This is a genomic window from Spirochaetota bacterium (genome assembly GCA_026414805.1).
GTDB lineage: Bacteria > Spirochaetota > UBA4802 > UBA4802 > UB4802 > UBA4802.
In genome coordinates, this window is sequence record JAOAIH010000040.1 from 14438 (window position 1) to 30209 (window position 15772).

Here is a 15772-nt window from a genome sequence, read left to right on the forward strand (position 1 = left end):
TATATCATCAAATATAGTATTCTAATTTCCTTATTCCTTCTTCAACGCTGTGTATCAATATAAGGTCATATGACTCAGTTGCATTAATTAAATTTTGCAGATTTTCTGATACACCCAGAATCATTATCCTGCGTTTTCGTTGCCGCGCCAAGTACGACAGATCCGTTAATGCTTTTAATCCTGAAGAAGTAACCATTGAAACACCCGACAAGTTTATTATAACATTATTTGTAGCTATCAAGCTTTCTATTAAGCTTGTAAATTCCCTCTCAGTAGCTGAACACAGAACACCTGCTAAATTAACTATTTTTGCTCCTTCACGTTCCTCTATTGAATAATTTATTTCAGCTGCCATTACTTATTAACCATTGATAAATAAAATTGCAAAGCCTCAATTACCAGTGTATCACTTACTTCCTGTCCTGTACAGGGTTTCCCTATTGATTCAAGCAAAACAAAGCGGATTTTGCCTTTAATGTTTTTTTTATCATATATCATGTGATTTACAACCATTTGTGGATCAAATGACAACGCTGGCAAAAGCTTATATTCTAAAAGAATATTTTTTATACAATCAAAATCATCTTTGGGCATTCCTTGTTTGTAAGAGATATACGATTCCACTAGCATGCCCGCTGCAACAGCTTCACCATGGTTCACCCTGTATTCAAACAGTGATTCAATAGCATGTCCAACAGTATGTCCATAATTTAAAATAGCTCGTAAATTTCTTTCATGTTCATCCTTCTCTACAATAGAAGCTTTGAACTGTACTGAGCTTTCAATACATTTAAGCAATGCTGTATTGATATTTCCATACTGTATTTCTTTATTTTTCAAAAATTGTAACGTTGCGCTATCGCCAATTACCGCATGCTTTACCACTTCCGACATCCCACAGCGCCATTCATTCTCAGGTAACGTTTGTAAAAAGTGTATATCGATAAGGATATAATCGGGCTGATGAAAATGTCCCACTATATTTTTGCCTGTTTTTATATTAACTGCTACCTTCCCACCAATACTTGCATCCACCATTGCAAGAAGTGTAGTTGGGATATACACAACATCAATACCTCGCATATATGCTGATGCAATATATCCCGTAAAATCTGTTGTAACTCCACCACCTATCCCTATTAACAGCGAATTCCGTGTACACTGTGCTTCAAGTAAGCGATTGAAATATTCTTCGGCAAATGCGTACGACTTATTTTGTTCATTGTCATCGTAGGGGAGCGTCACTACATTCATTGGTTCCAGGCTTTGCTGTATAGCCTGTCTGTGAAGCTGATACACCTTCTGGCTAACAATTGCAACGATAGCATCCCATCGGGTATATGGTATTAGTGAAGAAAGTGAAGCCAACAAACCTTTACCAATGATTATTGAAGATTGTTTTGAAGCAAACTGTAAAATAATAGAATGAGTATTTTTTATGGAATCCACAGTGAACCTTTATAAATTTTTTTGCTATTATTCTGCAAAAGCTCGGCAATACACTCATTAAGCGGGGGATACATAACAACATCATTCAGTTCATGCAAAGTTTTGAAACTGAAATCGTATAAAATTTTTTCATTCCCCAGCCGTATTGACTGGTTTATAAGATTACACCAAAAAATAATATTAATGATATGACGCTTCCCGTTTGGTTCAATGGAATCAGCTATCATGGCAATATCGCCAACTTCAACATTTAAACCCAATTCTTCCAAAAATTCCCTTTTTAATGCTTCATCAAGTGATTCCTGGTATTCAACCCCTCCCCCTGGCAATAACCAGTAGACCTGGCTGCCTTTTTTATGAGCTATCAATAATATTTTATTATCCTCAACAACCAAACCCGCTACACGAATTCTGATTTTTTTATGCGATAGCTCAAATTTCATATACTAATCCTGTTAGAATAGATAAGTTCTAACGCCTTTTTGGCAGCATCAGATTCGGCTTTTCTCTTGCTGGTTCCCGTCCCCATTGTTATATCTTTTTCATTAATAGTTAATTTAACGGTATACATTTTATGGTGATCCGGTCCGGATTCCTGAACAACAGTATATAATGGCCTGCTCTTATATTTTTTCTGTACTATTTCCTGCAACGTTGTTTTTGGATCCCTAAGGTATGAAAGCTTATCAATACGCTGGATATCTTTCTTCAAAAGCCTCAATACAAGCTTTTTTGATTTTGTTAAACCTGCATCAAGATACACAGCACCAATAATAGCTTCTAGTGTATTTGCTAATATTGACTGTCGATACCTGCCTCCGGTTAGCTCCTCTCCCCTGCCCATTATTATAAAATCACCTAAATGTATCTGAGTTGCAACTTTTGCCAAAGTCTCTTCCGAAACAACAGCAGATTTTATTTTGGCCAAATCACCTTCTGGATAATTTTCAAACGATTTAAACAAATACTCATTGACTATTAAACCTAAAACCGAATCACCCAGATATTCCAGGCGTTCATTATCTTTTACAGGAACAGAGGATTCATTCACAAAAGAACGGTGAGTTAATGCACGTTTTAATAAAGATTTATTTGAAAAAGAAAAATGTAAGCGTTTTTCAAGTTGTTGCAATTTGCGGTTTTGCCTTTTTTTTTCTATTACCTTCTTATTTTCATCATCCATTGCTCATCACAAAACAACAAAAATCATTCACTGCAATTTTGCTTCAATATATTTCACAACATCTTCAACGGTTAATAATTTTTCAGCATCCTCATCGGGAATTTCTATTCCAAACTCCTCTTCTAAAGCCATAACCAATTCCACGGTATCAAGCGAATCAGCACCCAGATCATCTACAAATGACGCCTGTGGTGTAACCTCAGATTCATCCACTCCCAACTGATCGACAATTATTTTCTTTATTTTTTCAAAATCAACAGTCATTACCTCTGCCCCTCCTTACCAAACTTGTGTTGCATACTAGGCCTCACAACAACACAAACATTTATTTGATACTAGTATAAATATTGATATTTTGTCAAGATTAATATAAAAGGAGCGTGTGCAACGCTCCATATCAAATCAAATTTATCCCTTATTGACTTTTACAACGGGTTCCACTATAAGTTTTCCTTTATAATGGCCGCATTCAGGGCATACTCTATGAGGTAGAACGTACGCTCCACATGTGGGACATGGTCGTAAGTTTGGTGCACCTATTGCATCATGCGAACGGCGCATCCTTGATTTTGCTTTTGATTTTCGCCTCTTTGGTACCGCCACTTTTTTTACTCCTTATTTCAAATTGTCAAAATTCACTATAACTTCAAGAATAGCACATCCTCGTGTCAATGCTTTTTTTACATTACATGGTATTAATTTTTCTTTTCATTCTCTAAGGCACCCAGAAACATATTATATTGAGTTGCCTTTTTTGCAAAAAAAGACTGTGGAAATTCAGTCGATACCCTGGTAAAATATTCACGAGCTTTAAAATATTCACCTTTCTGTGCATACATTCTGCCTATACTATACACAACCTGGTCTATATTAAAGGCATCTTTGTACTTTGATTCACAAAGCTGATAATACCGCAACGCTTCATCAATGTTGTTGAGGTACTCCGAAGCAATACCTGCTTGCTGTAATGCTAGAGAAGCAAATAATGGTGAAGCATACTGTGCAGCTTTTTCATAGTACCATGCAGCATTAGTATAATCTTTTTCATTAAAATAAAGGCTTGCTATAATATAATATCCATTGCGGTGAACATACCCAAAATAAGAATTATCGGTAATTGCTTTTAATTTTGCAACAGCTTTCTTAAACTTTTCATTTCGTTCGTTTATATCAGTTGTATAGGTTGTTCTGTATTCATCCAGTACTGCCTCAAAATCAGCAGTATCTTTTTTAATCTTGTAGTCAGCAAAAACTAATCCAGCAATACCAAAAACTATAAGCACCCCCACAATAATAGCTACTTTTATTGCAACTGAACGGTGTTCACGAATATAATCGCGGACATCCATCAGCGTTTGCTCAACAATATTCCTGCGAACAGTAACTTCCCTGTCTATCATGCATTATTCCTTATCAAGTTTATTTTTTAAGAGTTCACCAAGTGTAACAGTCCCTGAGGTGGAAGTATTCAAAATTTTTTTAATTTCTTCTTTTTCAGATAAAATTTCATAATGCTTTATGCTCAACGACAGCCGCTTTTTATCAACATCAACACCAAGGACAACAGCATTAACTTTATCACCTACTTTATATATACTTTCAACTGAATCAATTTTTTTCCGTGATACTTCAGATATATGCACAAGTCCCTCAACGGTATCTCCATCAATCTTTACAAACATACCAAAGGGTACTATCCCTGTGACAGTTCCTGAAATAATTGTCCGTGGTTGATATTTCTCAGCAATAACTTCCCAAGGAGATTTGGTAAGCTGCTTGATGCCACAGGCTATCTTCTGTTCCTCTTTATTAATATCAAGGATAACAAACTGAACCTGTTGACCTTCCGCATACTGTGAATGTATATCCTTAAAATTTTCATCCCAGGATATGTCAGAGATATGGATTAACCCATCAATATCTGGTTCCAATTCTACAAACATACCAAAATTTACAATTTTTTTCACAGGCCTTGTATGTACACTTTTTACAGGAAAACGCTGATCTATTGTATCCCATGGGTTTGGCTGCAATTGTTTGATACCCAACAATAGCTTCCTGTTTTGGGTATCAACATCTAACACCACAGCCTGTACCTTTTGACCTTTTTTATAATAATCTTTTGGATTAACAGTGCGTTTTGCCCATGAAATGTCTGATGATGCACAATACCCTTCAACTCCCGGCTCAACTTCAATAAACATTCCAAAATTAGTCAGTGTGACTATTTTACCTTCAACTGTATTGCCAGCTTTATATTTTTCAGGGACTGCTATCCATGGATCTGGCACTAGCTGCTTTAATCCTAATGCAATTTTCCCTTCTGCTCTGTTTATAGCAAGGAGCACAAAATCACGTTCTTCGCCAATTTTCAATATTTTCTTTTTCTTAAAAACTTTTCTCCACGAGATATCATTTCGGTGGAGTAGCGCTTCAATACCGCCAATGTCAACAAATGCACCAAAATCAACAAATTTTGTTACCTTACCCCGTATTACATCTCCAGGTTTGTAATTGTTTTCCAGATTATCCCATATCTTTTTTTGTTCTTCATCTAAGAAATCTTTTCTTGATAAAAGTACTGAGCGTTTCTTTCTATCGATGTTTTTTATCTTAAAATACACCGCAGAATGGCCGTTCTGCGATTTTCCTTTAACATCAGCTGCCAACGTCAATGGTAAAAAAGCCTGAACACCATTGCAATCAACTATATATCCATTCTTTGACTTCTGTTTTATAGTACCCTGTATAATACTGGATCCCTCGATAGTCTGTAAAAACTGCTGCCAGCTTTTTTCTTTCCTTGCTGCAGTAACCGAAAATACATACATTCCATCTAAAAGGCGCTTATTCATAAGCATAACTTCAACCACGTCACCCACTTTAGGGGCGGTCTCAAATTCTTCTAAGCTGACTCTACCATCAGTTTTTGTGCCGATATTGACATAGGCAAAGTCATTGTCAATAGTAACTATCTCCCCTTTGTAGATGGTTTTGGTTTGTATTGAATCATTTGAAAGGTTTGAAACATGGTCCATATATAGCTGGCTGTCATTTCTATCTACTTCCATACCACTTCACCTTATTGTCATAACTTTTTATACAATCAAAAGAAAAACAGTTTATAAGTCAATTTCATTTTAGCAATTATTCACCGGTATATCCAAAAATTAAAATTTTAATATGCGATAGTTACTGTAAATTCATCTTTGACAAAAAATAATAACTTTTCACATTGATGCAGGCAAGTTGTTGTACCGTGCAAAAGCCATTATGGATAACTCACGATACACTTTAATACTTCATTTTTTCCATCACTAATGCATATATAAAATCAATGACTTCTTCCTGTGTCATAGTACTAGTATCAACATAGATGGCATCTTGAGCTTTTTTCAGTGCTCCAAATGGGCGATTCATATCCTCATTGTCACGACGAGCAATCTGCACCTTTAGCTCATTTACGTCAATATTTTTTCCTTTTTGGGCATATTCTCTGGCACGTCGCAGTGCACGCTCTTCTACAGTCGCATCAAGGTATATCTTGATATCAGCATCCGGGAAAACAACTGTACCAATATCCCTGCCATCAACAATTATTGAACGGTCTTTTGCCCACTTGCGCATGAGCCCATTGACATATTCACGCACAGGAACAATATCCGAAACTTTGCCAATATTCCCTGCAACTGTTTCATTGCGTATTTCATCACTTACATCTCTACCGTTACAGTAAGTAGTACATGTTCCATCGTAATTAAAAGTTTGCACAAGCGTAATATCATCTAGTAGCTTGCATACAGCATCCTGAGTAAATTGTGTACCATACTGTTTAAGTACGTACAGGGTAATAGCTCTATACAGTGCACCCGANTCAATATACTGTAACCCTGCACGCTTTGCCACCTCTTTTGATACAGAACTTTTTCCAGACCCTGCAGGACCATCAACAGCTACAATAATATTCTTACTCATTGTAAGTATTCCATTCAGCCTGAACTTGTGCAAAATACTCATGCAGCATTGTTCTATTGTTTTGACTTGATGCCTGTTCAATAATCTGTGTAACTTTCATTATCGATTGCATATATTTATTTAGCATAACCAGGATATTATCACTATTCAACAGTACAATATCTGCCCACATATCAGGGCTACCCCCCGCAAGACGTGTCATGTCCTTAAATCCTTTCCCTATAAATGGCTGCATATCACTAAAAGCTCTTCTATTATATGTTGAAAAGAAGCTTTCCATCAGTGCTGCAGAAACTATATGAGGAAGGTGACTAGTGCCTGCTACCATCATGTCATGGGTTACAGCATCAGTAATATGAATACGACATTCAAGCATTTTCCAGAATTGCTCAATGGTAGCTATATCTTCATCTTTGTTCTTTTTGTGTGGTGTAATAATCACCCATGCATTAGTGAGTATAGCATGAGAGCTGTGAGTAAATCCTGTTTTTTCTGAACCTGCCATTGGATGGCATCCAATAAACTGATGCGCCCTTGTATGGGAAATGATTGAATCTATTATTGACTGTTTCACACTGCCTGCATCAATGATTAATGCATTGTGTTGCAATGTAGGGTCATCAAGCAATGACTGTATAATAGCAATAGACGACAGCACTGGCGTAGCCACAATGAAAAGGTCAATATCACTGCAATCTATTCTTTCAATTGAAACCGCTTCATCAATAAATCCTTCTTTTACCGCATCTTGCAGGCTTTCAGGTTTCCTGGCATACGCTATAATATACACGGATTGATGCTTTTTCTTCAACATGCGGGCAATTGATCCGCCAATAAGCCCAAGGCCAATAATCGCTATCTTTTTAAACATCAATAAATTCCCCTTCCTAATGCCATTGCCACACTTGTGAGCTTCTTTTTGAGTTCAACAAGCTGTTCAAAATTAATAGTCTGCTGCCCATCTGACATTGCTTCTTCGGGATTAGGGTGTGCTTCAACCATTATGCCATCAGCACCCGCCGCCACGTAAGCAAGCGCTGCCGAAATAACATAATCCTTAATGCCCATAGCATGGCTTGGATCGCACACAACAGGCAAGTGAGAAAAATCCTTCAGCACCGGCACCGCACCAACATCAAGTGTATTGCGCGTAATATCCTCAAATGTGCGAATGCCACGCGGGCATAAAATAACCTTCTTGTTCCCCTGCGAAAGAATATATTCTGCAGACATCAAGAATTCATTTATTGTTGCACTCATTCCCCGCTTTAGTAAAATTGGTTTATCTATTTTCCCAAGTTCTTTCAGTAGATTAAAATTCTGCATATTGCGCGTACCAACTTGCAATACATCTGCATACTGGGCAACAAGCTCTACATCTCTTGGGTCCATTACCTCAGTAACTATCGGTAACCCTGTTTCTTCTTTTGCCTTTGCCAAGTACTTCAATCCTAAAGCTCCATACCCCTGGAATGTGTACGGTGATGAGCGGGGTTTATACGCACCCGCCCGTAGCATGGATGCTCCTGCCTGCTTTACCATCTTTGCATGCTCAATGATTTCTTTTTCACCTTCAACTGCACAGGGGCCTGCTACCAGCACAATCTTATCCCCACCAATTTCAATATCACCCACCTTGATTATTGTTCTATCAGGATGAGTTTCCTTGCTTGCAAGCTTATATGGCTTTAATATGGGCTTGACCGATTCAACTCCTGATATTGCCTCAAGAGGCTGCTCACGGATGATGTCCTCATCACCAATGACAGTGATAATTGTCCTGTATTGTCCCTTTGAAACATGGGGCTGCAGATTAAGTGACTTTATTTTACCAACTATATGATCAATCTCATCCTGAGTTACATTTGGTTTAAGTACTATAATCATAACTTCTCTACTCCTTTTTTATGGTGTTTAGTCAATCATGCTTTTCAGCCTGATATGATCCCAGTACTTTTAAAAATATAGTTTCCTGTTTCATTGCTTCAAGTGCCTTCTGTACAACTGGGTCAGTACGGTGGCCGTTAAAATCAATAAAAAAGTTATATGCCCACATCTTTTTTTTGTCAGGGCGCGACTCTATCATGGTCATGTTGATACCATGCTCACTAAACGGTTTTAACAATTTATACAATGCGCCAGGTTGGTCTTTGACAGCACACACAATGGAAGTTTTATCATTGCCTGTTGGCGGATTGTCATGTTTCCCCAAAACAAGAAATCGAGTATAGTTCTGCCGTGAATCTTCAATGCCATCAGCAATGATGTTGAGATTATAAATTTTGGCTGAAATATTTGAAGCGATAGCCGCTGAGTATTTATCCCACGATGCAGTTTCAGCTGCTTTGGCTGTAGAATTAACCTGATTGATTTCCACATTTGGCAAATTTGCCTTAAGCCAGTTTTTACACTGTGCAAGCGATTGGGGATGTGAATATATCTTTTTTATTTTTTCTATACTATCACATACTGACAGCAAGCTATAGGTAATGCGGAGTGATTTTTCCGACACTATTTTTAAATCGGTATCAAGGAATTCATCCATAGTGTAGGTAACTGCACCTTCAGTACTGTTTTCAATTGGCACTACACCAAACGTTGCCCTGCCTGTTTCAACTTCATCAAATACATCAGAAATGGTTCTGTGAGGGATTGCCTCAATGGCATCGCCAAAAATTTCCAGTAAGGCAATATGAGTAAATGTACCAACAGGCCCTAAGTATGCAACTTTTAGTGGCCGCGCAATTGAAAGTGCCACCGAAAAAATTTCCGTTGCAATTTTTTCTATTAACTCAGTAGTCAGAGGTGGTCTGGCATACTGTTGTAGATGGGAAATAATTCTTGCCTTAACAGGGAAAATCCCCTGTTCTCCCTCCTTTATGATATCCTGCAATTCTTTAGTATATATATCTGTCAACTGTGTTAATAATTCAATTATGCTTTTTTCAACGTTGCTTGCATCCATATTATTCCTCTTCAAAGTTAAATTCTTTTATTTCGGACAACTTTGGCAAGTCAGATAATTTGTTTAACCCAAAATAGCGCAAAAACTCATCAGTTGTACCATATAAAAGTGGCCTACCAGGGACATCCTTCCTTCCAACAGGCTTTATAAGATTTTTACGCATGAGCGCTGCTACCATCATTCTAGACGAAACACCACGTAACTCCTCAATCTCCGCAAGCATGATTGGCTGCTTATAGGCAATTATTGCAAGCGTTTCCAGCATCCCTTTAGATAATGTTTCTTTCTTTTTATATCCCATAACCTGACGAAGTGTATTTGCAAACTTAGGATTGGTAACAAACTGATATCCTCCTGATATCTCAACAAGCTTTATACCCTTATCCCTGTCTTCATATTCATCTATCAATGAATCAATGATAATTTTTGCCTGTGTAGCATCAATACCAAGCTGCCGTGTAAAAAACTGAAGAGGGACTGGATCCGCTGATACAAAAAGAATAGCCTCTATTATGCCAAACAGATCATCGCTATCGCCCATTTCTAGCGGTGCTTCATCAGAAGCTTCATCATGGTCTATTGGTTCTTCAGTCTTCAATTCAACATCTTTATTCATCGTATCGTCGCTCATACTGTTATCCTGATAGTGGATATTTTTTTAATGCAAAATATCCACCTTATCTAAATCCTTTTTAAAAATATATATATTTCCAAACTGGACATGCTGTAGTACTGCGATAGCTCCTATACGAGTCATTTCCAACAACGCCAGTAATGAAACAACAACTTCCATTCTTCCCGGATTTTGTGAAAATAACTCATGGAATTCTATTTTATCCTTTTCACTCAAAATATTTACAAGCAGCATAATACGATCACTAACCAGAATTTCATCAAATACTATTCTTTGCTGCTCAATTTCCTTTTCAGATTCAAGCACATCTACAAACGCATTTAAAAGATCAAAAAGATTTACTTCAATATAGACATCATCATCTATAACTACAGGAGTACTTTGCCTTGTAAATACATCTGATTGCATTTCATGTAATTGTAAGAGATTTCTAGATGCCATCTGGTATTTTTTATATTCAAGAAGCTTTTGAATAAGTTCTGGAGGTAGTGGCGGAACAAAAAATTCGTCTGCTATATCAGTACCCGGCAACAATGCTTTTGATTTATAATATAATAATTCACTGGCCATGACAATAAATTCCATTGCTACAGGAATATTAATACTTTCCATAAGCTTTAAATATTCCAGATATTGCTCAGTGATATCCGCAATGGAAACCTGTGTTATTTCAATTTTTGACTTTTTTATAAGGTCCCATAATAAATCTAGTGGTCCCTCAAAGTTATCAATGTGTAAAATACATTGACCATCATTTTTACCATGAGTTATCATAATTCAAACAGCATTACCGGTTATTATAGTATGCAACCTTTTTAATATATAAAACAGACAATTATTGGTAATTGTTATATTTATGCAACGATAATTAATTTTTTTTGAAATAGTGAAAAAGCCAAAAAAATATCAAGCTAAAATTATAAATATTTGTGTTATGCTAAAGCTTTCTCAGCAGCTTTTTGAAGTCTTTCCGGAGGGAATGGTTTAACTACAAAATCCTTAACCCCTATTTTTATGGCTCTAGTTAACAAATTTTCCTGTCCTAACGCTGTAACCATAATGATTCTTGCATTGGGATCAAACTGCAGAATTTCTTCTGCTGCTTCAATACCATCTTTTTCGCGCATTGTAATGTCCATTGTCACAAGATCTGGACGCAGCTTTTTATAAAGCTGCACTGCTTCTACTCCATTTTCAGCTTCTCCGATTATCTCATGGCCTTTGGGCACCAGTGCATCCTTAACAAGGGTTCGCATAAACTTAGCATCGTCTACTATCAGTATTTTAGCCATAGAATTACCCCGCAGTATAAAATATCCCTATTCCCATAGTCCAGCACATAACCTTATATACATAATACCGATATACCTTTATCATTCAAGAAAAAATTTTTATTAATTACAAAATTTTGCAAATAATTTTACTATACAATATCTCGTATCATGCTAAATATGCTTAATAATCTCCTCGGGTATTGTATCAACATCAACCACAGCATCAACAACACCCATTTCAACTGCCACTCTGTTCATGCCATACACAACTGACGTTGATTCATCCTGAGCAATGGTATAACCGCCTTCATCATGTATTTCCTTAATACCCATTGCTCCATCACGGCCCATCCCTGTCATTATGACACCTACAACATTATGTGAATCAGCTTTGGCAAGGGAATGAAATAAAACATCTGCAGAGGGCCTGTGCCCAGAAACTTTTTCAGCTTGAGATAATCTAATCACTCGAACATCACCTGTTTTTTCCATCACTATATGCGAATCTCCTGGAGCTATGTACACACATCCATTTAATATTTTTTCTCCATCCTCAGCTTCTTTCACTGAAATGTTACATAAGCTATCCAATCTTTCTGCAAATGCTTTTGTAAAACCTGGTGGCATATGCTGTACAACAAGTATAGGCGAAGGAAAATCTTTTGGCAATTTTTGTAAAACTCTCTGTAATGCCGAAGGGCCGCCTGTAGATGTTCCTATGCCAACAATCTTTTTTTTATCATCATGCTTTGCAACAACAGACAGCTTATCAATTTTATGTGTATCTGTACTTTTTTGCAAATTAACTGCAATTGATGCCTTTGCAACAGCTTTAACTTTGGTAATAAGAAGCTCAGCAATGTCATCCATGCTCATAGCCAATACAGTTGAAGGCTTTGGTATAAAATCAACAGCACCATATTCAAGTGCTTTAAACGTTGCCTCTGCTCCATATTGTGTCAATACACTCATCATGATAACAGGCTTTGGATTTGTTCGTATAATTTCTTGCAAAGCCTCCAGCCCATTCATAATGGGCATCTCAATGTCCATAGTAATGACATCAGGATTGAGAGTAAGATTTTTAAAAACAGCAGATTTCCCGTTGTTAGCAGTACCTATAACTTCTATTTCTTTATCACTCTCTAAAATATCAGATATAACTTTTCTGACCAATGCAGAATCATCAACAACAAGGACCTTTATCTTTTCTGACATACAATTTAATTTCGCAGCCTTTCCACTATGGTAAGTAACGAAGCTGTAGTTGGCATAATCAAAAGTTTGCCAATTACCCTATCATCCTGGTGGAAAAATTCAGTATCCATTACAAGTGCATATTCGTTTTCTGCAGTATGGAAAGCCAGAATGGAATCTAAAATTGATTGCATATAATCATGGACCACCGAAGGTACAGTTGGTTTTATTGCCATTTCTATCTTATCAGCAAATGCATTGACCACTGCCGAACCTACAATATTGGTTACCTCTTTTAGTACTGATTCTCCATCTTCAGTTAACGAATGAGTAGTCCCCTGAGGAAGACCTAAAAGCATATCCACCAGTTCATACCCTGATTCTTCTCGTAAACTGAATAAAATTGTTCCACTAATCTGCCCAACTATTGGCATATAAACACCTAAATACACACTATCAACATCGCCAAAAGATTGAGGTATAGACTCAATGGCAAGTACCGATACATCTGGAATTGATAAATCAACCCTTCTGTTAATTATCTTTGAAAGTGATTCAGCAGCATCAGTAATGCCTACATTAGCAAGTACCTGGACTTTTGCCAGATCATCATCAGATATACCAAGCTTTTGGTATATTTCATCTTTTTTATCAAGCGCGGTTTTGATTTTTTCTTTTAATTCTGTTTTGAATTCCTCAAGAGCACTATGAACTTTTTGCTCAATGTTGTCATTAATTTCATCTTGGGCTTTTGGCTGTTCTATATATTCTTCAACTTCAACTATCTCTTCAGCTTCCTTTTTGAATACGATATCTTCCTTTATGGGTAACTCTTTTTCAAGAAGTGACTCGCGTATTTCTTTTTTTGTTTGGGTAGCGATAGTTTCTTTAGAAGTAACATCCTTTGTGGCTGTTTCAGCTTTTACAACCTCAACCGTTGCCTGCTTTGCTCCCAGCACACGTTGTTTTTCCCTAAAGGATAATGAATCCTGCTGTAGTATCACTTTATTAATCATTGATGAAATATCAAGTATCAAGCAAATACTTCCATCACCAAGTATTGAAGCACCGGCTAAACCAGGGACAGTCTTGTAATTTTGTTCAAGCGATTTAATAACAATTTCTTGCTTTCCTTCTAAAAGATCCACAACAATTCCTATTTTTCTGTTGCCATAACCAACAACAACTACTGGCATTCTTTCATTTTCCTTAAGCCCGCTTTCAATGCCCACAAAATTGTTCAACCGTATAAGCGACAGAATTTCACCACGAAGATTAATTACCTCATGTCCTTCTATTGTGGTGATTTCTTCAGGCAATATCTTTATAGTTTCTATCACATCAGAAAGAGGTATGGCGTACAGTTCCCTTTGTACCCTAACCATAATAGCAGGAATGATGGCTAACGTTAACGGGAAGCTTAAAATGAACCTAGTACCCATACCAGGCTCACTTTCTATGGCAACACTTCCATTGAGCTCATTAACAGTTTCCTGTACAACATTCATTCCAACGCCCCTGCCCGAAATATCTGTCACAACATCTGAAGTAGAGAAACCTGGAGTGAAAATAAAGTTATATATTTCATCTTTATCCATATTAGCAAGCATCTCGGGGGTGGCTAATCCTCTTTCAATGGCTTTTGTTTTTATTTTTTTAAGATCCAGGCCTCTTCCATCATCACTAACTTCCACAAATATCTGATTGCCACCCTGATATGCGTTCAAAGTTATAGTAGCAACTTCAGGCTTCTTTTGCTGGCGCCGTTCTTCAACTGACTCAATGCCATGGTCAACGGCATTGCGTATTAAATGCATCAACGGCTCACCAATAACATCTATCACCTTTTTATCAAGTTCAGTTTCTTCACCCTTTATTTCAAGAACCACCTTTTTATCAAACTCTTTGGCAAGGTCACGAACCAACCGGTTAAATCGTGAGAAAACCTGTCCAATTGGGACCATCCTGGTTTTCATTATCCCGCTTTGCAAATCCTTGGCAATGCGTGACATCTGCTCCATACGGTTTTTGAATTCGTTGATGATACCCTTATCAATAGAAAGACGTCGCATTTCTTCGTACAATTTATAAAAACCTGAATTTGCAATAACAAGCTCTCCCACATTGTTCAGAAGCTGATCAAGCTTTTCTACCGAAACTTTTACAGTTCTAAGCTGTAATGTTTTCTTGTCGTCTTTTGACCTAATTACTAATTCATCTTTCTCTTCATCCTCAGGCAACACATCTTCTTCAATATCCTTTCCTTTAGTATTTACCTGCTGGGTTGTCTCCTCATAAAGAGTTTCTTGTTCATGGTATTTGAGCGCAACCTTATTGTCTTTTTTAACCAGCTCAATTTTTCTTAGGTCTATTCTGATAATCTGATCAACTTCACATGCCTTACGTAGTTCATCTACTGTAGCGCTGGTTAACAAAATTATTTGCACCCTATTGTCAAACCCTGGCATGGAAACTTCTTCAATGCTTGGAATGGTGACAAGAATATCAGCTATCTTTTCTAGATTTGTTAAAACTAGCTGCACTTTTAACGATTTCATTGCAGCATCAGGATCTAGTGTAATGCCAATCTCACAGCATGATAAACCATTGTTAATTCCATCCCGTATATCTTTAACAATATTGGCTGATAATTGAATTTTTTTTGGAGCAGGAGTTTCTTTCTTTTGGGCTTCAGGGCCTGGTAACTGTCCTACTGATTCTATCTTTTTTAAAAGTGCAGAAAAGTCTTTTGAAGGCGGATTCCCCGAGGAAACCTCCCTGATAACGTCGTTAATAACATCAAAACATTGAAATAATACATCTATAATTGCAGGGGTTACTTTCATAACCTTATCACGAATGCCCTGCAGGAGATTCTCCATTTTATGAGCTAGATCACTTAAATCCGTCAATCCTACAAAGGCAGCAGAACTTTTCAGTGAATGTGCTGCCCTAAAAATATTATTTATAATCTCCTCATCAGAAGGATTTTTCTCAAGCTTTAATAAATTCTGATTGAGCTCCTGTAGCTGCTCATCAGCTTCTTCTAAAAATAACTGTAGATCTTCTTGAGAGATTCCGGACGAATATAATTC

General features: G+C 37.0%; 17 protein-coding genes. All 17 read right to left on the minus strand.

What is annotated here, in order from left to right; all coding sequences use genetic code 11:
* Positions 1-7 precede the first annotated feature (7 nt).
* Positions 8-355, minus strand: coding sequence for an STAS domain-containing protein (locus tag N3F66_09315; GenBank protein MCX8124349.1), 348 nt, complete (start codon positions 353-355; stop codon positions 8-10).
* A complete protein-coding gene (gene aroB, locus N3F66_09320) occupies positions 355-1449 on the minus strand; it encodes a 3-dehydroquinate synthase (protein MCX8124350.1) in 1095 nt (364 codons plus the stop codon). The genes N3F66_09315 and aroB overlap by 1 nt, the downstream gene beginning before the upstream one ends.
* On the minus strand, positions 1437-1892 hold the full coding sequence (locus N3F66_09325; protein ID MCX8124351.1) for an NUDIX hydrolase: 456 nt from the start codon (positions 1890-1892) through the stop codon (positions 1437-1439). The genes aroB and N3F66_09325 overlap by 13 nt, the downstream gene beginning before the upstream one ends.
* A complete protein-coding gene (gene rnc / locus N3F66_09330; protein MCX8124352.1) occupies positions 1889-2632 on the minus strand; it encodes a ribonuclease III in 744 nt (247 codons plus the stop codon). Before rnc ends, N3F66_09325 begins: the two co-directional genes overlap by 4 nt.
* Positions 2633-2659: 27 nt before the next feature.
* A complete protein-coding gene (locus tag N3F66_09335) occupies positions 2660-2896 on the minus strand; it encodes an acyl carrier protein (protein MCX8124353.1) in 237 nt (78 codons plus the stop codon).
* Positions 2897-3040: 144 nt separating this feature from the next.
* Complete coding sequence (gene rpmF, locus N3F66_09340; GenBank protein ID MCX8124354.1) at positions 3041-3235, minus strand: 50S ribosomal protein L32; 195 nt, start codon at positions 3233-3235, stop codon at positions 3041-3043.
* A 92-nt stretch (positions 3236-3327) separates the two neighbouring features.
* A complete protein-coding gene (locus N3F66_09345) occupies positions 3328-4032 on the minus strand; it encodes a hypothetical protein (GenBank protein MCX8124355.1) in 705 nt (234 codons plus the stop codon).
* Positions 4033-4035: 3 nt separating this feature from the next.
* Positions 4036-5703, minus strand: a complete 1668-nt coding sequence (locus tag N3F66_09350) for a S1 RNA-binding domain-containing protein (GenBank protein ID MCX8124356.1) — start codon at positions 5701-5703, stop codon at positions 4036-4038.
* Positions 5704-5926: 223 nt separating this feature from the next.
* The gene (gene cmk / locus N3F66_09355; GenBank protein MCX8124357.1) at positions 5927-6607 is read right to left on the minus strand and encodes a (d)CMP kinase; all 681 of its coding nucleotides are present in this window, start codon (positions 6605-6607) and stop codon (positions 5927-5929) included.
* Positions 6600-7478, minus strand: coding sequence for a prephenate dehydrogenase (locus N3F66_09360; GenBank protein MCX8124358.1), 879 nt, complete (start codon positions 7476-7478; stop codon positions 6600-6602). Before N3F66_09360 ends, cmk begins: the two co-directional genes overlap by 8 nt.
* A complete protein-coding gene (gene aroF, locus N3F66_09365) occupies positions 7478-8494 on the minus strand; it encodes a 3-deoxy-7-phosphoheptulonate synthase (protein MCX8124359.1) in 1017 nt (338 codons plus the stop codon). Before aroF ends, N3F66_09360 begins: the two co-directional genes overlap by 1 nt.
* A gap of 31 nt (positions 8495-8525) precedes the next feature.
* Complete coding sequence (gene pheA / locus N3F66_09370; GenBank protein MCX8124360.1) at positions 8526-9572, minus strand: prephenate dehydratase; 1047 nt, start codon at positions 9570-9572, stop codon at positions 8526-8528.
* A 1-nt stretch (position 9573) separates the two neighbouring features.
* Positions 9574-10113: an SMC-Scp complex subunit ScpB gene (gene scpB, locus N3F66_09375; protein ID MCX8124361.1), complete on the minus strand. Its 540-nt coding sequence runs from the start codon at positions 10111-10113 to the stop codon at positions 9574-9576.
* A 117-nt stretch (positions 10114-10230) separates the two neighbouring features.
* The gene (locus tag N3F66_09380) at positions 10231-10980 is read right to left on the minus strand and encodes a segregation/condensation protein A (protein ID MCX8124362.1); all 750 of its coding nucleotides are present in this window, start codon (positions 10978-10980) and stop codon (positions 10231-10233) included.
* A 158-nt stretch (positions 10981-11138) separates the two neighbouring features.
* On the minus strand, positions 11139-11498 hold the full coding sequence (locus tag N3F66_09385; protein ID MCX8124363.1) for a response regulator: 360 nt from the start codon (positions 11496-11498) through the stop codon (positions 11139-11141).
* A 153-nt stretch (positions 11499-11651) separates the two neighbouring features.
* Entirely contained in the window at positions 11652-12698 is a 1047-nt protein-coding gene (locus tag N3F66_09390) for a chemotaxis response regulator protein-glutamate methylesterase (protein MCX8124364.1), read from the minus strand.
* 5 nt (positions 12699-12703) lie between these two features.
* On the minus strand, positions 12704-15772 hold a 3069-nt coding region (locus N3F66_09395; GenBank protein MCX8124365.1), incomplete at its 5' end, for a chemotaxis protein CheW.